The sequence below is a fragment of the Candidatus Halobonum tyrrellensis G22 genome, from assembly GCF_000495475.1.
GTDB classification, from domain to species: Archaea; Halobacteriota; Halobacteria; order Halobacteriales; family Haloferacaceae; genus Halobonum; species Halobonum tyrrellense.
In genome coordinates this window covers 55,540-82,455 of sequence record NZ_ASGZ01000064.1, presented here as the reverse complement: position 1 = coordinate 82,455, position 26,916 = coordinate 55,540, and the positions used below count along the sequence as shown (strand labels likewise).

General features: G+C 70.1%; 18 protein-coding genes. 8 read left to right on the top strand and 10 right to left on the bottom strand.

The genetic code is table 11. From position 1 onward, the window contains the following. Positions 1 to 35: 35 nt before the first annotated feature. A complete protein-coding gene (locus K933_RS15850; RefSeq protein WP_049947945.1) occupies positions 36 to 557 on the bottom strand; it encodes an Lrp/AsnC family transcriptional regulator in 522 nt (173 codons plus the stop codon). A 70-nt stretch (positions 558 to 627) separates the two neighbouring features. After that, positions 628 to 1,968 (bottom strand): aminotransferase family protein, encoded by a 1,341-nt coding sequence (locus K933_RS15845; protein ID WP_023395766.1) that lies wholly within the window; start codon positions 1,966 to 1,968, stop codon positions 628 to 630. 172 nt (positions 1,969 to 2,140) lie between these two features. Between K933_RS15845 and K933_RS15840 the strand changes: the two genes are divergently transcribed. Further along, positions 2,141 to 3,607, top strand: coding sequence for a CoA-acylating methylmalonate-semialdehyde dehydrogenase (locus K933_RS15840; RefSeq protein WP_049947944.1), 1,467 nt, complete (start codon positions 2,141 to 2,143; stop codon positions 3,605 to 3,607). 3 nt (positions 3,608 to 3,610) lie between these two features. Here K933_RS15840 and K933_RS15835 read toward each other — a convergent pair whose 3' ends face one another. From K933_RS15835 to K933_RS15815, 5 genes are all read right to left on the bottom strand, one after another. Next, entirely contained in the window at positions 3,611 to 4,990 is a 1,380-nt protein-coding gene (locus tag K933_RS15835; RefSeq protein ID WP_023395764.1) for a dihydroorotase, read from the bottom strand. A gap of 147 nt (positions 4,991 to 5,137) precedes the next feature. After that, positions 5,138 to 6,187 carry an LLM class flavin-dependent oxidoreductase gene (locus K933_RS15830; RefSeq protein WP_023395763.1) on the bottom strand — a complete coding sequence of 350 codons (1,050 nt, stop codon included), beginning with the start codon at positions 6,185 to 6,187 and terminating at the stop codon, positions 5,138 to 5,140. Positions 6,188 to 6,190: 3 nt separating this feature from the next. Beyond that, complete coding sequence (locus K933_RS15825) at positions 6,191 to 7,423, bottom strand: Zn-dependent hydrolase (protein ID WP_023395762.1); 1,233 nt, start codon at positions 7,421 to 7,423, stop codon at positions 6,191 to 6,193. Between the two features lie 497 nt (positions 7,424 to 7,920). After that, the gene (locus tag K933_RS15820; protein WP_023395761.1) at positions 7,921 to 8,469 is read right to left on the bottom strand and encodes a hypothetical protein; all 549 of its coding nucleotides are present in this window, start codon (positions 8,467 to 8,469) and stop codon (positions 7,921 to 7,923) included. A 2-nt stretch (positions 8,470 to 8,471) separates the two neighbouring features. Next, positions 8,472 to 9,968, bottom strand: coding sequence for a uracil-xanthine permease family protein (locus K933_RS15815; RefSeq protein WP_049947964.1), 1,497 nt, complete (start codon positions 9,966 to 9,968; stop codon positions 8,472 to 8,474). Positions 9,969 to 10,243: 275 nt separating this feature from the next. Here K933_RS15815 and K933_RS15810 point away from each other — a divergent pair, with 275 nt between their 5' ends. From K933_RS15810 to K933_RS15800, 3 genes are all read left to right on the top strand, one after another. Further along, the gene (locus tag K933_RS15810) at positions 10,244 to 11,305 is read left to right on the top strand and encodes a TIGR03842 family LLM class F420-dependent oxidoreductase (RefSeq protein WP_023395759.1); all 1,062 of its coding nucleotides are present in this window, start codon (positions 10,244 to 10,246) and stop codon (positions 11,303 to 11,305) included. 231 nt (positions 11,306 to 11,536) lie between these two features. Beyond that, the gene (locus tag K933_RS15805) at positions 11,537 to 16,012 is read left to right on the top strand and encodes a glycoside hydrolase family 2 TIM barrel-domain containing protein (protein WP_023395758.1); all 4,476 of its coding nucleotides are present in this window, start codon (positions 11,537 to 11,539) and stop codon (positions 16,010 to 16,012) included. Between the two features lie 257 nt (positions 16,013 to 16,269). Next, positions 16,270 to 17,586, top strand: a complete 1,317-nt coding sequence (locus K933_RS15800) for an MFS transporter (protein WP_023395757.1) — start codon at positions 16,270 to 16,272, stop codon at positions 17,584 to 17,586. 33 nt (positions 17,587 to 17,619) lie between these two features. Here the strand turns inward: K933_RS15800 and codB are convergent, their stop codons facing one another. Then, positions 17,620 to 19,005, bottom strand: coding sequence for a cytosine permease (codB, locus tag K933_RS15795; RefSeq protein WP_080509304.1), 1,386 nt, complete (start codon positions 19,003 to 19,005; stop codon positions 17,620 to 17,622). Positions 19,006 to 19,111: 106 nt separating this feature from the next. Here codB and K933_RS15790 point away from each other — a divergent pair, with 106 nt between their 5' ends. From K933_RS15790 to K933_RS15780, 3 genes are all read left to right on the top strand, one after another. Then, complete coding sequence (locus K933_RS15790; RefSeq protein ID WP_023395755.1) at positions 19,112 to 20,401, top strand: cytosine deaminase; 1,290 nt, start codon at positions 19,112 to 19,114, stop codon at positions 20,399 to 20,401. 338 nt (positions 20,402 to 20,739) lie between these two features. Beyond that, entirely contained in the window at positions 20,740 to 21,381 is a 642-nt protein-coding gene (locus K933_RS15785) for a cyclase family protein (RefSeq protein ID WP_023395754.1), read from the top strand. A 147-nt stretch (positions 21,382 to 21,528) separates the two neighbouring features. Next, positions 21,529 to 22,572: a zinc-dependent alcohol dehydrogenase family protein gene (locus K933_RS15780; protein ID WP_023395753.1), complete on the top strand. Its 1,044-nt coding sequence runs from the start codon at positions 21,529 to 21,531 to the stop codon at positions 22,570 to 22,572. Between the two features lie 267 nt (positions 22,573 to 22,839). On the opposite strand, the gene K933_RS17555 is transcribed toward K933_RS15780, so the two are convergent. Then, complete coding sequence (locus K933_RS17555; protein ID WP_023395752.1) at positions 22,840 to 23,874, bottom strand: alpha/beta hydrolase family protein; 1,035 nt, start codon at positions 23,872 to 23,874, stop codon at positions 22,840 to 22,842. 642 nt (positions 23,875 to 24,516) lie between these two features. Beyond that, a complete protein-coding gene (locus K933_RS15770; protein WP_023395751.1) occupies positions 24,517 to 25,518 on the bottom strand; it encodes a Gfo/Idh/MocA family protein in 1,002 nt (333 codons plus the stop codon). A gap of 217 nt (positions 25,519 to 25,735) precedes the next feature. Here K933_RS15770 and K933_RS15765 point away from each other — a divergent pair, with 217 nt between their 5' ends. Further along, positions 25,736 to 26,899 (top strand): oligogalacturonate lyase family protein, encoded by a 1,164-nt coding sequence (locus K933_RS15765; protein WP_023395750.1) that lies wholly within the window; start codon positions 25,736 to 25,738, stop codon positions 26,897 to 26,899. Positions 26,900 to 26,916 lie beyond the last annotated feature (17 nt).

The window sequence follows — 26,916 nt, the reverse complement described above, 5'->3', positions numbered from 1 at the left end:
GCGGTCGGCTCGGCGACCGGGGAGCGCGAGCGACGCTACCCCTCCCGGTCGAGGAGCGCGTCGGTCGCCTCGTCGCGGACGTTGCCGACGACGCCGGCGTCGCCCCCGATTTCGTCGAGGACGAACCGGGAGGAGGTCTGGTCGACCGCGTCGATGGCGACGATGTCGTCGATGACGTCGTTCATCTGGTCGCGGTTCTGCACCCGGACGACGGCGACGAAGTCGACGTCACCCATCGTGTAGTAGACGCGTTCGACCCCCTCGACCGCGTCGAGTCGCTCGCCGACCGTCTCGGAGTACCCCTCGGTGTGGTCGACGGTTACCTCGGTGAGCGCGACCATGTCGAGCCCGAACGCGAGCGGGTCGAGGTCGGCGGTGACGCCGGTGATGACGCCGCTGTCTTTCAACTTGTTCAGCCGGTAGTGGACCGCGGACTTCGAGAGTTCGAGCCGGTCGGAGAGGGTTTCGAGGCTCACGTCGAAGTCCCCCTCGACCTGTTCGAGCAGCGCGAGGTCGGTCTCGTCGAACTCCACGTCGGACGCCACGGGGCGGGACACGGTTCGGGGTGGTCCCGCTCGCACTTATACTCCCCGTCGCGGGCGGCCGGGCGAGTCGGCGGTCCCGACGCTACCCCTCCATCGCCTCGTCGGACACGTCGAGTCCGGCGTCGAGCGCGTCCATCGCCTCGTCCACCTCGTCGTCCGTGATCGTCAGCGGCGGGGCGACGATCAGGGTGTTGATCATGTTCGCCACGTAGGTGCCGTGGTCGGCGGCGGCCGCGGCCACCTCGTCGACGACGGTCGACCCCGAACTCACCTTGTCCTCGCGCGTCCCGAACGGCACCCGCTCGTCGGCCCGCTTCGACAGTTCGATCCCGCGGAACAGCCCCACGCCCCGGGTGTCGCCGACGCTCGGGTGGTCGGCCGCCAGATCGTCGATCCGCTCGCCGAGGTACTCGCCCGTCTCGCGCGCCCGTTCGATCAGGTTCTCCTCGCGGTACGTCTCGATGGCCGCGACGCCCGCGGCGACCGCCGCCGGGTGGCCCGAGTAGGTGTGGCCGTGACAGAACATGTTCTCCTCGAAGTGGTCGGCGATCGACGGCGAGACGATGGTGGCGCCGAGCGGTTGGTAGGCGCCGGTCAGCCCCTTCGCCATCGTCACGATGTCCGGTTCGACGCCGAAGACGTCACAGCCGAACCACTCGCCCGTCCGGCCGAACCCCGACATCACCTCGTCGCAGATCAGCAGCGCGCCGTGGTCGTGAGCGACCTCCTTCAGCCGCGGGAGGTACTCGGCGGGCGGGACGAGGATGCCGTTCGACCCGACGATCGGTTCGACCAACACCGCGGCGACCGTGTCGCCTTCGAGTTCGAGCATCTCGTCGATGTACTCGACGCTCTCCATCGGGTCGAGCGTCGACCCGTACGCGTACGGGTCGGGCGCCTTGATCACTCCCGGGATGCCGGGTTCGGCGGGGAGCCGCCGGGGGTCGCCGGTGACGCTGATCGACCCGTAGGTGGCGCCGTGGTACGACCGGTAGCGCGAGACGATCTTCCGTTTGCCCGTGTAGAAGCGCGCGATCTTGATCGCCGCCTCGATGGCCTCGGTCCCGCTGGTCGAGAAGAACGTCTTCGTGAGGTCGCCCGGCGTCACCTCCGCGAGCATCTCCCCGAGGCGCGCGCGCGCCTCGGTCGTGTACGACGGCGCGACGTACGCCGCCTCCCGCATCTGGTCGGCCACGGCGTCGGCGACCCTGTCGGCGGAGTGGCCGAGGTTCGAACACATCAACTGACTGGAGAAGTCGAGGTACTCGTCGCCGTCGGCGGTGGTGAAACGCACCCCGTCGGCGTCGACCACCTCCGTCGGCGCGACGTCCTTCTGGTACGACCACGTCCCGAAGACGTGCTCCCTGTCGGTCTGTTCGGTCCGGTTCGGTCCCGGCGCGTCGGGGGAGTCGGAGTCGGCCATCCGTGCGTGGTACGTGGTCGCGTGCCGCTGATTAATCTTTGCCCTCCGACGCGGTTCACACGACGCTGTCGCTCGAACCGGCCGATCCCGTGGACAGCGTCCGGTCTCTCCCGACTCGTTCGGAAATCGTCGAAAAGACTTATTGAGCGGGGCGGGAACGCCCACCTAGCAGATGACAGAGAGTACTCCCTGGGAGGACGTGCGGAACTACGTCGACGGCGAGTGGCGCGCCCCGTCGGGCGACGACGGACGGGACGTGGTCGACTCGGCGTCGGGCGAGGCGGTCACCCACGTCGGATTCAGCACCGACGACGACGTGGACGACGCCGTCGCCGCCGGGCAGGCGGCGTTCGAGGAGTGGCGCGAGACGCCCGTCGAGGAGCGTATCCAGCCGCTGTTCGAACTCAAGTCGCTGCTCGAACACCACCAAGACGACCTCGCGGAGACGCTGGTCCGCGAACACGGCAAGACGTTCGACGAGGCGAAAGGCGAGTTGCGCCGCGGCATCGAGAACGTCGAGGTGGCCTGCGGCATCCCCTCGATGATGCAGGGGGGTCACCTGCCGAACGCCGCCCCCGACATCGACGAGACCGCGGTGCGGAAGCCGCTCGGCGTGTTCGCGGCGGTCACCCCGTTCAACTTCCCCGGGATGATCCCGCTGTGGTTCATGCCGTACGCGGTGGCGACCGGCAACGCGTTCCTGCTCAAGCCCAGCGAGAAGACGCCCGTCACCGCCCAGCGCATCGTCGAACTCGCCGCGGAGGCGGGGTTCCCCGACGGCGTGGTCCAACTCGTCAACGGGAGCGTCGACACGGTGAACGCCATCCTCGGTCACGACGGCATCGAGGGCGTCTCGTTCGTCGGCAGCACCCCCGTCGCGAAGCACGTCTACGAGACGGCGGCCGCGAACGGCAAGCGGGTGCAAGCGCAGGGCGGCGCGAAGAACCACGTCGTCGTCGCCGAGTCGGCGGACCTCGAGTTCGCGGCCGAACAGACCGTCGGCTCCGCGTTCGCCAACACCGGCCAGCGGTGTCTCGCCAACCCGGTCGCGGTGGTCGACGACGCCGTCTACGACGAGTTCGTCGACCGCCTCGTCGACATCGTCGCCGACATGACCGTCGGCGAGGGGATGGCCGACGGCGTCGAGATGGGACCGCTCGTCTCCGACGACCACCGCGAGACGGTCGAGGGGTACGTCGAGATGGGCATCGACGAGGGCGCCACGCTGCTGTACGACGGCCGCGACGCCGACGTACCCGAGGAGGGTAGCTTCCTCGGCCCGACGGTGTTCGGCGACGTCGACCCCGACGCGACGGTGGCGTGTGACGAGATATTCGGCCCGGTGCTCGCGTTGGTGCGCGCGGACGACTTCGACGACGCCGTCTCCATCGTGAACCGCAGCGAGTTCGGCAACGCCGCCAGCCTGTTCACCGACCGCGGCGCCGACGCCCGACGGTTCCGCCACGAGGTGGAGGCGGGCAACCTCGCGGTCAACGCCGGGACGGCCGCGCCGATGGCGTTCTTCCACTTCGGCGGGTGGAAGGACTCCTTCTTCGGCGACCTCCACGCACAAGGTGAGGACATGATCCACTTTTACACCGACGCCGCGGTGTACATCGAGCGCTGGCCCGACGCCTGAAGCTCAGACGCTCCAGTCGGGCAGGTCGCGTTCGACGAACTCGCCGCGGCCCGCGTCGCCGACCACCTCGCCGTCGTCGGCGACGAGTTCGCCCCGGACGAACGTCTTCGCCACTCTCCCGGTGACCTCCCGCCCCTCGTAGATGGAGAAGTCGGCGTTCGACGCGTTGTCGTCGGCCGTGACCGTGTACGTCTCGTCGGGGTCGAACAGCACCACGTCGGCGTCGGTGCCGGGGTCGAGCGTCCCCTTCCCCGCCATCCCGAACACCCGCGCGGGGTTCCGGCTCATCACGCGGACGACGAACGGGTAGGAGAACCCGCGTTCGTTGACCGCCTCGTCGTGAAACACCGGCAGCGAGGTCTGGAGCGCGTTCGCGCCGAACGTGGAGTCCCACCAGTTCTCGACTTCCTTCGACTCGCGCTCGTAGCCGCAGTGGTCGGTCGAGACGACGTCGAGCGTCCCGTCCGAGAGGTACTCGAACATCGCCTCCACGTCGTCCCGCTTGCGGATCGGCGGCGCGATCATCGGGAGGTTGCCCATCTCCTCGAAGACGTCGTCCGTGAGCGTGGTGTAGTGGGTGCACGTCTCCGCGCGGACCTGCGAGCCGTCGTCGCGGAAGTCGTCGATCACTTCCGCCGCCTTCCGCGAGGTGGTGTGGATACCGTAGTACTTCGCGCCCGTCTCGGCCGCCATCCGGACGGCGTCCTCGGCGGCCATCGCCTCCGCGTAGTCCGGCCGCGACTTGGGGTAGTACGTCGGGTCCCCCTTCCCCTCCGCCTGGAAGCGTTCGGTCAGCATGTCGGTGATGGTCGAGTCCTCGGTGTGGTAGACCCCGACCGCGTCCAGGTCGGCGAGTTCCTCCATCACGCGGTGCATGAACCCGTTCGAGAGCCCGTGTTCGTAGGCGGTGAACATCTTGAACGACGAGACGCCCGCCTCGACGGCGTCGGCGAGTTCGTCGAGCACCGCGGGGTCCTCGCGGGTGATGGCGGCGTGGAACGCGTAGTCGACGTGTGCGTCCGCCGCCTTCTCGCGTTTCCGCTCGATCCCCTCCAGTAGCGTCCCCGCCTCGTCGAAGATGGAGAGGTCGCCCTCCCACGCCTGCCACGCGAAGTCGACGTAGGAGGTGACGCCCCCGAGCGCCGCCGCCGCCGACGCCGTCTCGTGGGTGTCGATGGAGAACATGTCGTCGACGTGGACGTGCGGGTCGATGACCCCGGGCATGACTAACAGACCCGAGGCGTCGACCGTCTCGTCGGCGTCGGGCATCGAGTCGGGCGCGCCGACGGCGGCTATCTCGCCGCCGTCTATCGCCACGTCCGCCTCGAACGTGTCCGTCGCGGTCACGACCGTACCGCCGCTGATGACTGTGTCGGCCGGCATACACCAGTGACTCGCGGGGTGGATGAAAAAGGTTACCCGGCGGACACGGCCGCCGAGCGCCGGGCTACCGGGTCGGCAGGCTACCCGGGCGGGGCTGGTCGTCCGAGGCGTCACGGGCGAGTCGGCGGCGTCGGCCCGACGGGGCCGTCACCCCTCGGCTTTGGCCTCCGCCATCGCGTCGATGACTTCCTCCATGTTGTCGGTCAGCGGGTAGACCACCGGCTCGGTACAGCCAGCCTCGCAGTAGTCGCGGACGCGGTCGATCACGTCGTCGGGGGTGCCCGCGGCGACGATGTTGGTCACCACGTCGTCGCTCACGTGTTCGGAGGCGCGTTCGATGTCGGCGGCGGTGGCGGGCCAGCCGCCGAGTTCCTCCTTTACGAGCGCGGCCCGTTCCTCGTCGATGCCCGACGCCTTCGTGATGTGGGGCTGCTGGCCGATGTACTGGGTGGCGAGTCCGCGCGCCTCGTCTATCGCCCTGTCGGCGTCCTCGTCCATCGACACCGCGATCAACTGGGGGCGGTCGACGTCGGCCAGTTCGCCGCCCTGCTTCTCGACGCCCTCCCGGAGCTTCTCCACCCCCTTCAGGTTGTGTTCGGGGGGGATGAGGTAGTTCATGAAGACGCCGCCCGCGACGCCCGTCCCGACGAGTTCGCCCGTCAGTTTGTGCATCGTCTCACCCGTCGCGCCGACGTAGATGGGGACGTCCCGCGGCCCGGCCTCCGAGCGCACCAAGTCGAGTTCGATGCCGTCGACGCCGAGCGTGTCGCCGTCGTACGTCACGGTCTCCAGGTCGAGCAGGCGCTTGACGACGGTGCAGTACTCCCACATCCGCCGGAGCGGACGCTCGCGTTCGACCCCCACCTTCGAGGCGAGCGGGTCCCACCACGCGCCGATCCCGAGTTTGGTCCGCCCGCCCGACAGTTCGTGCAGCGTCGAGAACGTCTGTGCCATCAGCGCGACGTTGCGCGTGTAGCAGTTGGTGACGCCGGGCGCGATGTCTATCTCGTCGGTCGCCTGCGTGTACGCCCCCATGACGGTCATCGCGTCGCGGACCAGCCGCGACTCACCCTGCCACACCGAGTCGAGTCCCGCCTCCTCGGCGTACTGCGCGTACCGGATCTCGTCTTCGATCCGGGGTTTCTCCCAGTTCCAGATGCCCGCGCGCGTGAACTCGCGGTCGAAGTTCGCCCCCATGGCTCACTCCGTCGCGAGGTCGACTGCCGCGTTCACGAGCGTGTTCGCCGCCGTGTAGCAGTCGTCCCAGCTGGTGTACTCGTCTTCGCTGTGGCTCTTGCCCCCCTCGGAGACGGAGAACACCATCGCGGTGTCCATCAGCTTGTGCATGTGCTGGGCGTCGTGGCCCGCGCCGCTGAAGATGCGCATGCTGTCGTACCCCAGGTCGTCGGTCGCGTCCGCGACGGCGTCGACACACCGGTCGGCGAAGTTCACCGGGTCGGCCCACATGCGGTCCTCGTACTCCCAGTCGACCCCCTCGCGGTCGGCGGCGTACTCGGCCTCCGCGAGCACCCGGGCGCGCGCCTCCGCTATCACCTCCTCGGTCGGGTCGCGAAAGCCCCACGTGAACGTCACCTCCTCGGGGATGATGTTGATCGAGTTGGGCTCGGCGTCGATGTACCCCGTCGTCCCCACCGTGCGCTCGCCGAGCGCGCTCGGGATGCGCCGGATCTGGGTGATCACGTCCGCGGCGGCGACGAGGGCGTCGCTCCGGTACTGCATCGGCGTCGGTCCCGAGTGGTCGGCCTCGCCGTGGAACGTGATCGCCCCCCACGTGAACCCGACGATGCCCGTGACGACGCCCACGTCCGCGTCGCTCTCCTCCAGGTACGGTCCCTGTTCGATGTGGAGTTCGAGGTAGGAGTCGTACTCCCGTTGGGGTTCCGCCGCCACCTCCCCCTTGTAGCCGATCCGTTCGAGTTCCTCCTCGAACGTCGCGCCGTCGGGGTCGGTCTTGGCGTACTCCTCGTCGACGTCGTGTTCGCCCGCCCAGACGCCCGACCCCTGCATCGCGGGCTGGAACCGCGACCCCTCCTCGTTGGTCCAGTTGACGATCTCGATCGGGTGGGTGGTCTCGATCCCCTCGTCGTCGAGCGTCCGGACGAGTTCGAGCGCCGCGACGACGCCCATCGCGCCGTCGTAGATGCCGCCGTACGGCTGGGAGTCGAGGTGGGACCCGACGAGGACGGTGCCGGCGTCGGGGTCGGTCCCCTCGCGGTAGGCGAACATGTTGCCGAACTCGTCGACGGTCACGTCGAGTCCCGCCGCCTCCGCCTGTTCGGCGAACCAGTCGCGGACCCGTTCGTCCTCCTCGGAGAGCGTGAGCCGGTGGAGACCGCCGTCCTCGGTGCCGCCGATCTCCGCCTGCTCTCTCATCGTGGCGACGAAGCGCTCTCTGTCTGCCTCGATAGACATGCGTTCGAGAGAACGGTGACGGTCACATAAACATTCCCCCGACGTCGGCCGCCAACCGGACCGCCGGCGGGGTTCGGACCGCGCCGCCGACCGACGCGAGCGGCCCGACCGGACGAACGTAGAAGTTACTCGCCGGATACCAGGTTGCGTCCACACGTCGCCTGCCGCCCGCCCGTCCGGCCCAGGAATTACAGTAATACCGCTGTAACGGAGTCGTATCTGGACTCCCGTCCGCTCGGTAGCGGATATATCTTCATTCGTCCGATCGATACGGGCGTCGGTCGAATATCTACGTACGGATCGGTCGAGGTAGAGAACGTTGTAAACTTCGCTCGCTCTCTCGATCAAAATTGTCCACCGGATCGCGCGCGCGTCTCGCGGTCGCCGGGGGTGGCGGGGAGGAGAGCGGCCGGGCGGACGACGCCGGCGGTCGGGCGCGGTCGGGAGACCGACGACGGCCGAGGCGACGGGGGGAGCCGGTCGCGGGCCGTAGCCGCTCAGGCCGACCGGAGACCGGCCAGGTCGGCGAGGGTGTCGTGACACTCCGCGGGGTGTTCGGGGTGGAGCGTCAGGGGTTTCGCCCCGCCCTCGACGTGGATGCGGAGCTGGTGGCGGTGGCCGTACGTGCGATAGAGGCTGGCGACCCCGACGAGCGCGAACGCCGCCCCGACGAGCGGGTTCCGCGTCGCCGCGACGTAGCCGCCGACGCCGACGAGCAGCAGGCTCATCACCGCCAGGTCCCACTCGACGGTCCGGAGCGACACGCGGACCACGTCGTCGGTCCGGACCTCGACTGGCTCGTCGTCGCGGACGACGTAGACGGCGTCGTCGCCGTAGCCGACCCAGCCGCCCTCCCGGAGCGGCATCCGTCGCACCGCCACCTCGCCATCGGCCGCCCCGGCCGGGTCGCGGTCGGTCGACTCGGCCGTCCCGCCACCGTGAGCCTCGTCGCCGCGCGGGGCGGAGCCGCGAGCGGGGTCGGACCCCGGAGCGTCGTCGCGGTCCTCGGCGGCGCGCGCCGAGGCGTGTGCGTTGGGGTGAGACACGGTCAGTCGTCCCCCACCTGCCGCTCGCGTGACGGGCCGTCGGAGAGGAACTCCTCGTGGAACGGGACGAACGCGTCGTCGTCCTCGGTGATCTCCTCCCACGCGGTCAGGCCGCGCTCCTCGCGCGTGCCGGGGATCGTGTTGTCGAGGACGAACGCCGAGATGCCGCCGACCGCTATCTCGGTGCCGAGGACGATCCGGACCGCGTTCGCCACCTCGGGGATCCCGAGTACCGCCCCGACCACCGGGACGGACGCGAGCCCCGCCTGGAAGCTCACGTCGGCGGCGGCCTGGACGTTGGCGACGTACTGGGGGATCGAGAGCCCGGCGAACAGCCCGAACCCGACGACGAACACGTTGCGGTTCTGGTTCATGTCGACGTGCTGGAGCTGTGAGAGGCCGACGCCGACGATCTGGGCGAACATGGCGAGGAACAGCCCCCCGATGATCGGGTTGGGGATGGTGGTGACGAACGCGCCGAAGTAGCCGACGTAGCCGACGACCACCATCACGACCCCGCCGACCTGGACCACGTAGCGGGAGGCGACGCCCGTGATACCGATCGCGCCGACGTTCTCGGTGTAGGAGGTGGAGCCGTTGCCGGTCCCCATGATCCCCGCGAAGACGTTACCCAGCCCCTCCATGCCGAGTCCGTGGTTGATCCGGCGCTCGTTGGGCGCGCCCTCGCCGGCCATCCGGGCGACGGAGTGGTAGTCGCCGAAGCTCTCGATCGCCGACGCGAGCATCCCCGCGATCATGCCCACGATGAACGACCCGGTGAACAGCGGCATCCCCCACTGGAACGGGACGATCGGCCGGATCAGCGGGGCGGACGCGACCGGACTCAGGTCAACGATGTTTGCCACGCCTGCGACCGACAGCAGCACGGCGATCAGGTACGCCGCCCCCAGACCGAGCAGCACCGGGAACAGCTTCAGCCACCGCGAGTGGGTGTTGAGGTACTGCGAGAACAGGACGATGAGCGCGAGCGTCAGCCCGGCGAGATACCAGTTCTGCGTCGCGGACGTGATCTGGCCGACGCTGATCAGCGCCAGCCCGATGAGGCCGATCACCACCGCGATGACGATCGGTCCCATGTACTTCTTGAGCCGACCGAAGACGCCGAGGTAGCCGATCACCACCTCGGCGAGACCCGCGACGATGATCGCGCCCTGGAGTTGACGCATCATCACCGTCGGGGAGGCGTTACTCGCCGCGAGCACGCTGATGATGGCGAGGGCGGGACCGAGCATCGAGAACGTCCCCCCCTGGACGATCGGGTAGCGGTTGCCGACCGTCGCCTGCGCGACGGTGGCGACCCCCGAGACGACGAAGAACGTGCCGACGAGTTGGGCGGTCTGGGCCGCGTCGAACCCCAGCGCGCCCGTGAGCACGAGCGGGATCGCGATGGTGGAGCCGACCATCGTCAGCCAGTGTTGGACGCCGAGCAGGACCGACTCGCCGAGCGGCGGCTTGTCGTCGAGACCGTACGTCACCATGCTCCCCTCCTCGACCGCTCCGGGGGTGTCGGTGTCAGCCACGGGCCTCCTCCGTGCCGTCGCGAGCCGGGGTGAGACGGCCGTACCGTTGGGGTGTGATCATATCGCACGTCATCGATACGGGAACGAGTATTTATAGTTAGGGGAACGCGCGAGCGTTTTCCACCCGACTGCCGGGTTCGTCCCACCTCTTCCGGTCGATCGGTCGGTCCCGTCGAGCAGTATTCGACAGCACCCACAGGATTAATGCGTTCACCGTGCGCTCGTACAGTCGAATGGCGCTGACGCAGTTCGGTATCACGTTCAAGGGAGACATGTCCCCCGAGCGGACGGCCGCACTCGGCACGCTCGCGGAGGACGCCGGCTTCGACTACGGGTGGTTCTACGACTCGCACGTCCTCTGGAAGGACCCGTACCCCCAGATGGCGCAGCTGTTAGAGCGGACGGAGACGCTGAAGACGGGGACGCTCGTCACCAACCCCAAGGTGCGAGACGTCTCCGTGACCGCGAGTTCGTACGCGACGCTCAACCAGCAGTCGGACGGGCGCGCCGAGATGGCGATCGGTCGCGGCGACAGTTCGCTCCGCATGCTCGGCAAGCGGCCGGTGCCGTGGCACGAGTTCGAAGCCGAGGTGGACGCCATCCGCCACCTCCACCGGGGGGAGCCGGTCGACCACCCCGAGACGGGCGACGAGGTGCAGTTGACGTGGACCGACGCCGAGTTGGTCACGTGGGTCGCCGCCTACGGGCCGAAGATGCTCGAAATCGCGGGGAAGGTGGCCGACGGGGTCGTCCTCCAGATATCCGACCCGTACCTCGTGGGCTGGTTCGTCGACCAGGTGCGCGCGGGCGCGGAGAAACACGGTCGCGACCCCGACGAGGTCACCGTGATGTCGTGTGCGCCCGTCTGGCTGGGCGACGACGTCGACGAGGCGCGGCGGAACCTGCGGTGGTTCCCCGCGATGGTGGGCAACCACGTCGCGGACCTGGTCGACAAACACCACGAGGGCGACCACCTCCCCGACGAACTCACGGACTACATCGAGGGCCGGGAGGGCGAGGGCGCCGACGAGGGGTACGACTACACCGAACACGCCGAGGCGGACGCCGACCACCTGGAGTGGGTCCCCCCGTCGATCATCGACCGGTTCGGCGTCGTCGGTACCGCGGACGACCACGTCGAGAAACTGCGCGCGCTCGAAGCGGAGGGGGTCGACCAGTTCAACGTCTACCTGATGTCCGGCGACGAGGCCCGCCACGTCGAGCGCTACGGCCGGGACGTGATCCCGGAGTTCGTCGACGGGAAGCGCTACGCGGAGGCGGGGATCGAATCCTGAAGTCCGACGGCGTAGCTGACGGTCGCAGTCGGGTCGGACGCGAGTCGCGCGGGCGTCGACGGTGACGGGTGACACCCCGAGGATCCACAACCGTTAAGTCGGTCGATCGGCGCCGCCGAACACCCCGTTCTCCAAGCCACCGGTACCGGATATCTCACATCTTTCGTGTACGTTCAAGTGCACGCCGCGAGCACGTGTCGGCGTGGCGTGAACGCGTCACACGGACCAACCGTGACACGGAACCAACGCGACTCGGCGGACGGGACGAACCGAGCGATCGAGACGAACCGACGCAGATTCCTCAAGGCGGCCGGGTTCGGCGGGCTGGCGGGGGTGACGACGGCGTCAGCCTCCCGGCCGGCGGCCGCGGCGCCTACCACCTCTGACGGCCCCGGCGCGGTGTCGAACCTCGCCGCCTACATCGAGGAGCCGACGACGTTCGCGGAGAACCAGGAGCCGCCGCGCGTCCACACCGCGGTCCCGTTCGACTCGGTGACGGCCGCCCGGGAGGCCAACACCCCGTTTACGGCGCTCGAAAGCCGGCTGGGCGAGTCGGACCGCTTTCGGTCGCTGAACGGCGAGTGGGCGTTCGCGTTCCACCCTCGCCCCGCGGCCGTCCCCGACTCGTACGCCTCGACCGACTGGGACACCATCACCGTCCCCAGTTGCTGGCAGACCGAGGGGTACGACGAGTACGTCTACCGGAACACGCAGTTGACGTGGGAGGGGCTCGACCGGGCGACGAACACCACGCCCCCACAGGTCCCGGACGACTACAACCCGGTCGGGACGTACCGGCGGACGTTCTCGGTGCCCGACGACTGGGACGGCCGGCGGACGTTCGTCAACTTCGAAGGGGTCAAGCAGGCGTTCTTCCTCTGGGTCGACGGCGAGTACGTCGGCTACAACCAGGGGTCGATGACGGCCGCGGAGTTCGACCTGACCGACTACGTCGCCGCCGGCTCCGAGCACAGCCTCACCGTCCAGGTGTACCGGTTCTCCGACGGCGAGGCGCTCGAGACGCAGGACATGTTCCGCTTTTCGGGCATCTACCGGTCGGTGTACCTCTACTCGACGCCGCAGGTCCGCCTCCGCGACTTCTTCGTCCGGACGGACCTCGACGACGACTACGAGGACGCCACCCTCCGCGTCGACGCCGAACTCGCCAACTACACCGGGTCGGCACAGGGGTCTCACACCGTTCGGGGTCACCTCTTCGACGACGACGGCGCCGAGGTGACCACGTTCGAGGCGTCGGCGACCGTCGGTCCGGACGGCGCGACGCTCTCGACGAGCGCGCCGGTATCGGACCCCGACACGTGGACGGCGGAGACGCCGACGCTGTACACGCTCGTGCTCGAACACCTCGCGCCGGGCGAGAACGGGACCGGCGGGTCGGTGTCGACCGCCGAGGCGATGTTCGAACCCGTGGGCTTCCGCGAGTTCTCCATCGCCGACGACCAGTTCCGGGTCAACGGCCAGCCGGTTGACATCCGGGGGGTGAACAAACACGAACACCACCCCGAGCACGGCCGGCACGTCCCGCTGGAGACGGTGATGGAGGACTTCGAGTTGATGAAGTCGCACAACGTCAACTCGTTCCGGTGTTCCCACTACCCCAACGACCCGTCGACGTACTACCTCGCCGACGAGTACGGCCTCTACGTCCAAGACGAGATCAACGTCGAGACCCACTGGAACACGAACCTGCTGGGCGAGACCGACGCGTGGGACGCCCAGGCGTTCGAGCGGTTCCGCCGGATGGTCCAGTCGGAGAAGAACCGGCCGTCCATCTTCACGTGGAGCACGGGCAACGAGGCGGGCCTCCACGACGTCCACTACGAGATGGCGGAGTACGTCACCGGCGAGGACGAGGACGGCGACGGCGACGCGGGGAAGGGAGTCGACCCCACCCGGTTCCTCTACCACCAGGACAACGCCGACGGCTTCGGCGGCGGGTTCGGCGGCACCGCGGAGTACTCGCCGATCGCCGGGCCGCGCTACCCGGCGCCCGACGCGATGCGCGCCGCCATCGACGCCGACCCCGAGGGTGAGCCGATCATCATGGGCGAGTACGCCCACGCGATGGGCAACAGCGGCGGCCTGTTCCACGACTTCTGGGAGTGGGCCCAGCCCGACCACCGGACGGTGACCGAGACGGTGTTCGCCGACGCGTCGGCCGCGGGCAACGACGGGACCGTCGTGGGCGACCCCGAGATACTCGACGAGGACGACGGCGCGGTCGCGTTCGACAACGACGGCTACGTCGACGTCGGACGAAACGACAGCCTCGACTTCGACGAACCCGGGTTCACCGTGTGGGCGCGCGTCGCCGACCCCGCGACCGACGACGACGACCCGTACGTCGCGCGCGGCGACCGCCAGTACGCGCTCAAGATCGTGCCCGGGGACCCCGAGCCGCAACTCCAGTTCTTCGTCTACGACCGCGAGAACTCGTGGCAGACGCTCAACGTCCCCGTACCGGACGGCTGGTCGGAGGGCTATCACGACGTGGCGGGCGTCGCCACCGACTCGACGCTGCGGCTGTTCGTCGACGGCGAACTCGTCGGCGAGACGGCTCACGACGCGACGACGCTCAAGCCGGAGGAGTACAGCTACCCGCTCACCGTCGGCTACAACGCCGAGGCGAACCGCTACGCGGACGCGACGGTGAGTCAGGCCCGGGTGTACGACCGCGCGCTGTCGGCGTCGGAGGTCGCATCCGCGGCCGAGGCGACGTCGCCGTCCGACGGCGCCGTGCTCTGGCTCGAGTTCGACGAGTACGGCACCCGCGAGGAGTTCCGCCGGTTCGAGGAGTACGACCGGTTCCAGGGCGGGTTCGTCTGGGACTGGGTCGACCAGGCGGTGTACCGCGACCGCGCCGGATCCGACGGGGAGCCGGCGGTCGAACGCTTCTACGACGGCAACCCGTTCTGTCTCAACGGCGTCGTCTTCGAGGACCGGACGCCCCAGCCCAGCCTCCAGGAGTTGAAGAAGAGCCACCAGCCGGTCGGCGTCGTGCCCGCGGACCTCGTCGCGGGGACGGTCACGGTGACGAACCACCTCGACTTCGCGAACCTCGACGCGCTCGACGGGTCGTGGGAACTCGCCGCCGACGACGAGGTGGTCCAGTCGGGGTCGCTCTCGCCCGATATCGCGCCCGGCGAGAGCGCGGAGGTCACCGTGCCGTTCGACCGGCCGGATCCGGAACCCGGCGTGGACTACTGGCTCACGCTCCGCTTTACCACCACCGAGGACACGCGGTGGGCGGACGCGGGCCACCAGGTCGCGTTCGAGCAGATGGAGGTGCCGTTCGAGGTGCCCGAGCCGTCGACGGTGTCGGTCGAGGGAATGGCCGCGCTGTCGGTCGACGACGCCGGCGACGCGGTCGCCGTCTCGGGCGACGGGTTCGAGTACGCGTTCGACCGCGAGCGCGGGACGCTCTCGTCGGCGACGTACGGCGGGACCGAAGTCGTCGCGGACGGCCCGCAACTGGAGTTCTTCCGGCCGCCGATCCAAAACGAGATCCAGAGCTGGGGCGCCGCGGAGTCGAACGAGTGGTACGACGTCGGTCTCGACGACCTCGAACACGAGGTGGAGTCACTCGAGGTGGAACGCGCCGGCGAGTCGGTGGTCCACGTCGCCGTCGAGAGTCTCGTGACCGGGTCGGGGAGCGACGCCGGCTTCCGGACCGAGTACCGCTACAAACTGTTCGGGAGCGGCGACGTCCTCCTCGGCGTCGACGTCGAGCCGACCGAGTCGCTCGTGGACGCGATCAGCTACTGGCTGCCGCGGGTGGGCGTCGCGATGGACGTACCCGACGGTCTCGGGCAGTTCTCGTGGTACGGTCGGGGTCCACACGAGACGTACCCCGACCGGAAGTGGGGCGCCGAAGTCGGCGTCTACGAGGGGACGGTCGACGACCAGTTCGTCCCCTACCAGCCGCCATCGGACAACGGCAACAAGGCCGACACCCGGTGGGCGGCGCTGTCGAACGACGACGGCGTCGGGCTGGCGTCGTTCGGCCACCCCGACGTCCACGTCAACCTCAACGGCTACGACAACCTGGCCGAAGCGGAGCACGTCTCCGAACTCGAACCCAAGGAGGGCGTCACGACGGTCCACCTCGACCACGCGGTCACGGGCGTCGGCGGGACGCCCCAGCCGCCGCTGCCGCAGTACCAGGTCCAGCCCGAGCCGATGACGTTCCTCGTCGGTCTCCGGCCGTTCGGCGGCGCGGGCGACGACGGCGCGTCGCCGATGGAACTCGGCAAGCGTCGCCTCCCGCGCGAGTGGGTCGACTTCGGCCCGACCGGGTATCAGGTGGACTTCGCCGCGGGCGAACCGATCGAAGAACTCGGTGAAGATGGGCTGTACGCCGAGCAGGACCGGCTGATGCGGTTCGCGTTCGGGTCGGCCGACGAGGGTATCACGGAGAAGGACACCGCGTGGCCGAGCGCGGAGATCCGCGACTGTCTCGACTACGGCCACATCCGCGAACACGACGACGGCACCGCGAGCGTCACGTTCACCGTCGCCGACGACTGCGACGAGATGACGCTCTCGCTGGTCACCTACTCGATGCCCGGCGAGGAGTTCTCCGCGAGCACCGCCGACGAACAGGAACTCCTGGGGGCGACCACCGAGACGTTCGGTCCCGGCGAGCACACAATCACGGTCGACCTGCCCGGCGGGACGACCGAGTAACGGGGCGGTCCGAGGGCGGTCGACCCGCCCCGCTCTCGACCGGGGGTCGACGGGGGGCGGCCCCCTCGGCCGACGCCCGTCGTAAACGCCGAGACCTCAGCACCTATCACCCACCCGTCCGAGGCACCGAGCGTGCACCGCACGCGCGACGACCGCGCGCCCGCCCGCCCCCCGCCCGTCGGCCGGTTCGGTTCCGCCCCGCCGGGGTTCGGAGGCAGAAGAGTCGAGCGAGCGGGCCGCCCCGACGGGAGGTTGGCGTGACCGGAGCGGCCGAGGAGGCCGCCCGCGAGCGGGACCGGGAACGCGAGGTGTCCGCCGGGTCGTACGTCCTGCTCGGTCTCGCCAGCGCGGGCTACTTCCTGTACACGTTCGCGTGGTTCTCGTTGGCGGCGTACCTCGTCCCGGTGATGGAGGGGCTGGGGCTGTCGGGGACCCAGGCGGGCGTCGTCACCGGCGCGGTCCAGTTGAGTTACGTCCCGCTGGCGCTGGTGTCGGGGCTCGCCATCGACCGGCTCGGGTCGCGGCGCGCGCTCGGCGCGGGGCTGTTCGTGATCGGCGTGGCGCACGTCCTCCGGGGCGTCGCGACGGGGTTCGGGACGCTCGTTGCCGCCACCCTCCTGTTGGGCGTCGGCGGCACCGCGGTCACGTTCGGGCTGCCGAAACTGGTCTCGGAGCTGTTCCCCGCCGGGCGCGCCGGGTCGATGTCGTCGGTGTACACCGTCGGCGCGACGCTCGGCAACGCGACGGTGTTCGCGGTCGCACGGCCGCTGGTCGACCCGCGGGTCGCCGGCTGGCAGGAGTTCTTCCGCTACACCGGCGGGTTCGTCGCGGCGTTCGCGCTCGTCTGGCTGGTCGTCTCGGGCCGACTCTGGGGCCGGGTCGACCACTTCTCGGAGACCGACGACGGCCGGGCGTTCACGCTCGCGTCGATGGGGAGCGACCTCCGTCAGGTGGTCACCCACCGCGGGCTGCTGCTCGTGGTGGTGGTCGGGACGGCCCAGTTGTTCATCAGCCACGGGCTGTCGAACTGGCTCCCCGCCATCCTCGACGAGCGGGGGGTGCCCGCGGCGCTTGCGGGCGCGCTGACCAGCGCGTTCGTCCTCGTCCGGGTCGTCGGCATCGTGGTCGTTCCCGCACTCTCCGACCGGTACGGCACGCGCCGCTACCCGATCATGGTCTGCGGCGTCGCGGGCGCGGCCGGACTCGTGGGGCTGGTGTTCGCCGGGTCGGTGTGGACGCTGTCCGCCTCGCTCGCGCTCGTCGGCGTGTTCGCCATCGGCGGGCTGTCGCCGCTCGTGCGGGCGATCCCGATCGAGTTGGCGGGGATCGGCCCGGGGCTGACCGCGGTGGCCACCGGGCTGATATTCACCGTCGGCGAGGTGGGCGGGTTCCTCGGGCCGTTCTCGGTCGGGGCGGCGTACGACTACGCCGGGGCGTTCGACCCGGCGCTCGGCGTGTTGGCGGCCGCGAGCCTCGCCGCAGCGGTCGTCGGCTACCGGATGGACGAACCCTCCCGAGCCGGGAGCGGGGGCACCGACCGTCCGGACGCGGCGGGCGGAGCGGGCGAGGAGTGAGCCGAGCGGGGTCCGCCGACGCCGGGGGTCGACTCAGCAGTAGTCGGCGTCGTCGGCGACGTCGTGACCGCCGAGCAGCCCGCGGCGTTCCAGCCCGTAGTAGAGGACGGTGTGGACGACCACCGACGCGACCAGCCCGTTGAGCGACGCGACCCCGGGGAAGAGTTCGGGGAGCGCGACGCCGGGGACGAGCGACCCGGCGGTGAGCGCGGCGACCGCACAGCCGACGACGTAGCCCGCGAGCGCGGAGACGCGCAGCGGGGCGAACTCGACGTCCTCCATCCGCGGGATCTCCAGCCGCCAGCAGAGCAGGAAGTCGGCGATGATCACCCCGCCGAGCGGGGGGACGTACTGGCCCAGCAGGTTGAGGTACGGCACGAGCGCGTCGGCGACGCCGGTGAGCGCGAGGAGGATACCGACGGCGCCGCCCGCGAGCACGAACGGGCGCTTGCGGCCGTAGTCGAACGCCTCGCTGCCGGCGACGCCGAACGCGTAGGCGGTGTTGTCGTTCGTGGTCCAGATGTTGAGTATCAGCGCGACCAGCCCGAGCGCCGCGAGTCCCTGCGCCGCGAGCACCGCGTAGAGGTCGCCCGCGGGCGTCACGTCGTACGCCGCGCCGCCGACCGCGCCGCTGAAGAAGAGGAAGCCGTTCCCGAGGAGGAAGGCGACCAGGCCGGCCCAGAAGCCGACTCGGCCGTTCCGTGCGAACCGCGCCCAGTTGGGCGCCTGCGTCCCGCCGCTGATGAACGTGCCGACGACGACGGTCACGGCCGCGCCGAACGCCATCTCGTTGGTCCCGCCGCCGAACAGGCCGTCGAACCCGCCGACGTCGCCGAGGGCGATACCCATCGAGAGCAGACCGGTGACGACGAGCGCGGGAACCGCCACCTTCGAGAGCAGTTCCATCCCATCGTAGCCGACGTACGCCGTCGCGAGGTGGAGCACGCCCCACGCGAGGATCAGCGCGGCCACCCACGTCGGCGTGTCGACACCGAAGAAGCGCGCCGTCGGTTCGGCGACCATCGGGATGGTCGCCGCGAACCAGCCCACCTGCGTCCCGCCGAGGAGGAGGTCCGCCCACTTCGCGCCGAGGCGGCCGAACGTGTACCGCGAGAGCAGTACCGTCGTCAGTCCGGCCTTCGCGCCGATCGCACAGAGGGTCGCCACGTACGCACCGAGGATGGCGTACCCAACCCCCATCGCGCCGAGCATCCGCCCGAACCCGACGGCGGTGCCAACCTCCGCGCCGGCGTAGATGGTGCCGGCGAAGAAGACGAACCCCAACAGCACCGCCGAGATGCTCCACAGCCCCCGCCGCTCGCTCTCGGGGACGTGGTCGACCGGCCAGTCGGGGTCGTCGAGTTCCGAACGCCCGAACACGAACCGTTTCAACCGTTCCGAGGACGTTTGTGACGACATTCTCTGGTGACGTGCGGATGCCCGCAGCTCGGAGCATAAGAATATCGGAAGCGTCAACTCGGCCGGCGGACGGCAGGGTTTTCACCCGGGCCGCGACTCTGCCTGCATGGGAGAGTACTTGCTGCGGGACGCCCGCACGCTCGACGGCCGGCGCGTGGACGTGGAGGTAGCCGAGGGGCGGGTCGAGGCGGTCCGCGACGCGGGGGAGAGCGACCCGGCGGCCGTCGCCGCCGACCGCCGGTACGACGCCGGGGGTCGACTGGTGACGCCGAGCCTCACCGAACCGCACATCCACCTCGACGCGACGGGGACCGCGGGCGACCCCCGCTGGAACGAGTCGGGGACGCTCGCGGAGGGGATCGATATCTGGGCCGACCGCAAGGAGTCGCTGACGAAGGAGGGGGTGAAGGAGCGCGCGACGCGGACGATACAGTGGCTGGTGAGCCACGGCGTCACGCGCGTCAGGACGCACGCCGACACGACCGAGACCAGCCTGACCGGGGTGGAGGCGCTGTGTGAACTCCGCGAGGAGGTGGCCGACGTAGTCGACCTCCAAGTGGTCGCGTTCCCCCAGGACGGCCTCCTCACCGACGAGAGCCACGAGGACCTGTTCCGCGAGGCGGTCGGGATGGGCGTCGACGTGGTCGGGGGCATCCCGCACAACGAACACACCCGAGAGGACGGCGTCGCCGCCGTCGAGGTGGCGATGGACGCCGCCGAACGCCACGGCCTGCCGGTCGACCTGCACATCGACGAGACCGACGACCCCGGGTCGCGGTTCACCGAGACGCTCGCGAGCGAGGCTCTCAAGCGGGGGATCGGCGACCGCGTCACCGCGAGCCACGCCACCGCGATGCACTCGTACCCCAACGCGTACGCGCGGAAGGTGTGCTCGCTGCTCGCGGAGGCCGGCGTCTCCGTCGTCACCAACCCGCCGGACAACATCGTCCTCCAGGGGCGGTACGACGACTACCCGCGCCGGCGCGGACACACCCGCGTCGACGAACTCCGCGAGGCGGGGGTGACCGTCGGCGTCGGCCACGACTCGGTGCTCGACCCGTGGTACCACTACGGCGTCGCCGACCAACTCGACGCGGCGTTCATCCTGCTCCACTACGCGCACATGAGCGGCCACGGCGACGTGCCGACGCTGTGGGAGATGCTGACCGACGCCAACGCGGCGGTGTTCGGGGTGGACGACGACGACTACGGGCTCACCGAGGGCGCGGAGGGGTCGCTCGTCGTCTACGACGCGCCGACGCCGTTCGACGCCCTGCGGACGCGCGCGCCGCGGACGCTCGTGCTCCACCGCGGCGAGGCGGTGGCGCGGACCCGGCCGGCGGAGACGGAGGTGTACCGCGACGGGGAGGCGCGGTCGGTCGACTACGGGCGCTGACGCCGGGCCGTCGCCCACGGCGCACCGCCGGGAGTCTCCCGACCGCCGGCCGCGACCACTCCCGTCGGTGACCGGCCCCCACCCGTTACACCGGTATATCTGTAATAGGACTGGGTAGGGGTTACCGATCCGCTCGGGGTGTACATACGCGTAAACGTCAGATTCCGCCCCCGGTTCGGTTCGCGATCGGTCGGATCCACCCCCGAGCAGTCGGAACGGAGCGGAACCGGCGGCGATGGCGAGGCGAATCCCACGGGAGTTCGGGACGGGCGGTCGGTGACCCGTCGTCGGAGCGGGGTCGGCACAGCGGTTTTGTGTCCGCTCGCGGAGGTACGACCGTGAACCACCGCGACCTCACGCACGCAGTCGAGTCGGGCATGCCGGTGTTCCCCGGCGACCCCGAGGTGCGCGTCGACCCCCACGCGACCCACGAGGCGGACGGCTACCGCGTGTCGGCCGTCGCGTGCGGGAGCCACACGGGTACGCACGTCGACGCGCCGAGTCACACCGAACCCGACGGTCGGGACGTCGACGCCCTCGGCGTCGACCGGTTCGTCCGCGACGCGGTCCGGGTCGACTGCCGGGGACGCGCCCCCCGCGCGCCCATCGGGGCGGACGCGCTCCCGGCCGTCGACGCCGACCTGCTGGTCGTCCAGACGGGGTGGGACGACCACTGGGGCGAGGACCGGTACGTCGACCACCCGTACCTGACGGCCGACGCGGCGGCGTTCTGCGCCGACCGGGGGTACGACGTCGCCGTCGACGCGCTCAACGTCGACCCGACGCCGACGGACGACGCGCCGCCGGACGAACCCGCGGGCGTCCCCGCCCACCACGCGCTGTTGGGCGACGACCGGCTGATATTCGAGAACCTCACCGGTCTCGCGGGACTGCCCGACCGGTTCGAGTTCCTCGCGTTCCCGCTGAACCTCGCGGGCGGCGACGGCGCGCCGGTCAGGGCGGTCGCGCGCTACGAGTAGACAATAAAAAAAATCGTATCGGCACACATAGTTCTATTTTGGTACTTCTCTCCGGGGAGGGTACGACGGCGGGGCGGGCGGGGCGCTGACGGTTGCCGGTAGGTGCACACTCATCCGTCGCGCGGACCCAGTCTCACGCGTTCGACCATGCAAGCCGCAGTCTACCGCGGTCCGGGCGACGTGCGAATCGAATCGCTCCCCGACCCCGAGATCGAGGAGTCGACCGACGCGGTTGTCAGGGTCACCCACACCGCGATCTGCGGGTCCGACCTCTGGTTCTACCGGGGCGAGACCGACTACGAGGAGGGCGCACCCGTCGGCCACGAACCGATGGGGATCGTCGAAGAGGTCGGCGACGACGTTCGCTCGGTCGAACCCGGCGACCGCGTGCTCGCCCCCTTCTCGATCAGTTGCGGGCACTGCGAGTTCTGCCGGAAGGGGCTCCACACCTCCTGCGTGAACGGCGGCGGGTGGGGCGGCGACGAGAGCGGCGCGCAAGGGGAGCGGATCCGCACACCCCACGCCGACGGGACGCTCGTCCGCGTCCCGGACCGGTACGCCGACGACGAGGACGTCCTCGAATCGCTCCTCCCGCTGACGGACGTGCTGTCGACCGGCCACCACGCCGCCGTCAGCGCCGGCGTCGGCCCGGGCGACACCGCGGTGGTCGTCGGCGACGGCGCCGTCGGTCTCTGTGGCGTGCTCGCAGCCAACCGCCTCGGTGCCGAGCGGGTGATCGCCATGGGCCACCACGAGGACCGCCTCGACATCGCCCGCGAGTTCGGCGCGACTGACGTGGTCTCGGCCCGCGGCGACGAGGCGGCCGAGGAGGCGCGCGATCTCACCCACGGCGGCGCGAACCACGTCCTCGAGTGCGTGGGCGCGGAGTCGTCGATGGGGACCGCCGCCGACGTCGCCCGCCCCGGCGGCACCGTCGGCTACGTCGGCGTACCCGCGGGCGTCGAGACCACCGGGTTCCTGGGGACGATGTTCGGCAAGAACGTATCGCTGGAGGGCGGCGTCGCGCCGGTCCGCGCGTACGTCGACGACCTGATGGCCGACGTACTCCAGGGGACGCTCGACCCGTCACCGATATTCACGAAGACGGTCGACCTCGACGGCGTCCCCGAGGGGTACGAGGCGATGGACGAACGCGAGGCGGTGAAGGTGATGGTCCGGATCGACGCGTAACTCGCCCGCCCGCCGGGTATCTCCAGACAGAGTAGTTATCTATCCGACTCGGCGTTATTCGCTCGACATATTCTCCTGGCGTCGGTCCGGCCCTCTACCCGACTCACTCCCCGCCGCTCTTCGGGCCGAACCGCCGCTTCGGCGGTGGGGGTCGTTCCGACGCCCGCGGTCCGAACGGTGCCGTCGAAGCGCCGCCGCGCGTCGGCCGAACGACCCGGGCGACGCGAACCCGAGGGTGGAGAACGCCAGCCCGAGCCACGACGGGGGTCAGCGGTGGGCGTCGACGAACGGCCAGACGCCCGCCGGGTAGAAGCGGTGGCCGCCGTCGCCGACGTGGAGGTGACACCGGTCTTCGGCGCCGGCAGCGGCGTAGATCTCCCGGAGGCGGTCGAACGCCCGGCGCGTCCCCCCGACCGGGAAGATGGGGTCGTCCGCCCCGGTCGAGACCACCAGCGGGCGGGGGGCGACCAACCCCGCGAGGTCCCACATCTCGCCGAGGCGGGCGACGCCGGGGACGTAGTTGCACGCGCAGTGGTCGACCGCGAGGATGGAGTCGCGGAACGTACAGACGTAGGCGTTCGGCGCGACCGGCGAGAGCCGTTCGTCGAGCGCCGCCGCGAACAGCGCGACCGCGCCGCCCCCCGAGTGGCCGACGGCGGCGACCCGGTCGGCGTCGAGTTCGGACCGCCCCTCGACCCAGTCGAGGAGGCGGAGGACGTCCCACACTCGGTCGCCGACCAGCGACCGGCCGTACACCTGCGCGGTCTTCTGGAGTCGCGTACACGCCCGGCCGTCGGTGTCGGCCGCGGGGTCGGCGAGGTCGCCGAACCCCCGCATGTCGGGCGCGAGCGCGGCGTACCCCCGTTCGACCGCCTGGACCGCCAAGTCCCGGCGCTCGCGGCCGACCAGTTCCGCCCGCCGGTCGTCCGGCACCTCGCCGACCGCCAGCCGCCGACCGAGGTCGGTGTGGCCGTGGAGTGCGAGCGCGACGGGGTACGGCGGGTCGCCGGCCGTGGGGAGGAGCAGCGAGAACGGAACCCGGAACCCCGCCTCGGTCGCGAGCGTCCACTCCTGTCGGCGGTGGCCCTCGTGCGACCCCTCGCCGACCCGTTCGGGCGCCGGGTCGGCGACCGCCCGCTCGCGGACCACGTCGTGGCCGAGTACTCCCCGGAGGTCCCCCCGGAACCGCTCGCGCCACGCGGCGAGCGCCGCCCCCGTCTGTCCGTCGTACGCCCGCGTCCGCCGGGTATCGTGGTACGGTGCGTCCGTCGTCCGGGGTTCGCCCGCCGTCTCGTCGCCCATGGTTCGACCACAGTTCGACGGAGGGAGGGCTAAAAGGTGCGTGCCTCCCCCGCCCACCCACGTCGTACGGGATACCCGTGCGCCTGCGCCGCCGAACGTCGTTTTCGGAGTCGTGATTCAGTTACAGTCGTACGTGCGTAATCGAGCGTCGCCCAATCCCTCTCACCGGACGACCGGAACGGTCCCCGCGGTAGACGGTCCAGAACGGGGGCTGTACTACGAGGTGTTTTCACGCTCGGGCGCCCCATCTGCGGCGCCGGCGCGGTGAGCGGTGCCGTCTCGGTAACCGGGACGGGCTCGCGACTCGACAATGACGCCCGCGACGAGCTCGATCTGTCGTTCCCATATCGGGAACGCATTCTCCCGATGCCGACCGCGACCCGTCGTCGCTCCGCGTATGTAGCCTTTCCGCCGATGATACCGGACGAAATAGATACATACCGCACAGGTAAGTTCGCTCTACGGGAACTAACTGTTTTACCACCGAAAGACGGTTGTCGCACGATCTAAGGACAATATCCCTTCGTTTGTGCGCTAGTATGAGGGTGAGAGACACAGAACGGCAGTTCTCTTTCCGGAGAACGATCGCTCATTTGTTCCCTTTAGCGAAACGGTCGATAGCGGAGTCGGCGGGGAGTCAGCTCAGAGACCGGTCACGGGGACTCGTTCGCCCGTTCGCGCGGACTCGTAGGCGGCGTCTAAAAGCGCCGTCACCCGGAGGGCGTCCTCGGCGGTCGCCGGGGGGGCCGAACCGGTACGGACCGACTCGACGAACGCCTCCACCTTCGTCGGCGCCTCGTCGTACGCGAGGTCGGGCGTCGACTCCGACCCGTCGGCGTCGACGAGCGTCAGCGTCCGCCGCTCCCAGTCCTTCCCGTCGAGGTAGACCGCGCCCGCGTCGTCCCAGACGTGGATGTGTTCGCGCGTGACGGGACAGACCGCCGAGTCGGCGAGGCTGGCCACCGTCCCGTTCTCGAAGCGGACGTTCAGCGCCGAGCGGGTGTCGATCCGGTCCGTGTCGGCGTAGAACTCCATCTCCGCTTCGACCGACGCGGGCGTCAGTCCCGTCATCCACAGCACCGACTCGACGACGTGCGTGCCGACGCTGAACAGGTGGCCGCCGCCGCCCACCTCCGGGTCGAGCCGCCAGTTCGTCCCCGCCTCGAAGTGGTGACGCCAGTCCTGCGTGAGTTCGCCCGTGAGGAACGTCGGCTCGCGGTCGCCCTCGGCCCACCGCTCGCGCCCGGCCACGAACCCCGGGTTGAGGTGGCGCTGGTAGCCCGCCATCAGCACCGTCGGCTCGTCGGCCGCGCGCTCGGCGACCGCACGCGCCTCCGCCGTGTCGACGACCACCGGCTTCTCACACAGCACGTGTAGCCCGCGGTCGAACGCGTCGAGGATCTGGTCGTAGTGGAACGCCGGCGGCGTCGCGATCACGACCGCGTCGAGGTCGCGCTCGTCGTACATCGCCGTCTCGTCGGTGTAACACGCCGACTCGTCGAGACCGAACTCGTCGGTCGCGCGCGCGAGCGACTCCTCGTTCACGTCGACGACGGCGTCCAGTCGGGCGTCGGGGTGCGTTCGGACCTCGGCGGCGAGGTTGGACCCGATCCCCCCGAGTCCGATGAGGCCGGTTGTGAGCATCTCCCCTCGACCGCCGGCTGGACGACAGTTAGCGTTTCCCATCGGCGCCCGCCGAGAGCGGTCGAGCGCCGCCGCGGACCGTCGACGACGCGTGCCGCGCGCCTCGCGTGCCCGCGTGCGCCGACCCGGGTCGACGCGCCGCCGTGTCCCGCCTACTCCCCCGTGCCGCCGTGCCGGCGCGCGAACGCTTATACGACCGCCCGCCGACGCGGGAGGTATGTCCGCGGAGCTACGCCAGGGACCGAGAGCCGGCGTCAAGTGGCCGGCCGAGACGAGTTCGTACGTCGACCCGAACACCGGCGCGCGCGTCCGCCGGCTGACCGACCAGCCGGGGGCGGCCGACCACCACCTCTACTTCACCACCGACGGCTGGTACGACGACGGCCGCCGCCTCCTCCTGCGGTCGCGCCGCGAGGGCCGGCGCAACCTGTTCTCGCTGGACTTGGAGACGGACACCCTGACGCAGGTGACAGACCTCCCCGAGCAAGTGTACGGGTCGACGCGGGTCAACCCCGCCCGGAACGAGGTGTACGTCACCCACGGCGACCGCGTGGTCGCGGTCCACCTCGACCGCCTGTCCGTACGCGACGTGACGGGGCTACCGCCCGACTACCGCGACGGCTACGCGCTCGCGGTCGACGACGTCCTCGCGGACGACGAGCGCCTCCTGATCAAGGCGACGGAGCGGACGGACGTCGACGGGTTCGAGGCGACCCGCGAGCGCCGCCCCCACTGTGCGGTGTTCGTCGTCCCCGTCGAGGGGGGCGACCCCGAACTCGTCCACGAGGAGGGGCGGTGGATCAGCCACGTCAACGCCTCGCCGACCCGGCCCGACCTCCTGACGTTCTGTCACGAGGGGCCGTGGGACCACGTCGACAACCGGATGCACGTCCTGAACCTGGAGACGGGCGAGTCGTACCGCCTCCGCGAGACGGACGACGACGAGGCGGTCGGCCACGAGTTCTGGCTCCGCGACGGCGAACACGTCGGCTACCACGGCTGGCGGGGGAGCCGCGAGTCGGGCGAACGGTTCTTCGGAACCGTCCGCTACGACGACACCGACAGACGCGAGACGCCCATCCCGGTCCGCGAGACACACTGTCATGCCAACGACCGCTCGCGGTTCGTCTGCGACGGCGACACCGGCACCCAGCACCTGCTGTTGTACGACGCCGACGGCGACGGCGGCTACCGCGACCCGCGAAAACTCGCCACCCACGCGTGGGACCCCGAGAGTCCCCACCCCCACTCGCGGTTCTCGCCCGACGGCTCGACCGTCGTCTTCGACGCCGACCCCGCGGGCGACAACGACGTCTACCTCGTCGACGTGCCAGCCTTCGACGACCTCCCGCCGTTCGACCCCGGGGGTCCCGACGCGTAAGTCGGACCGCCGGCTCC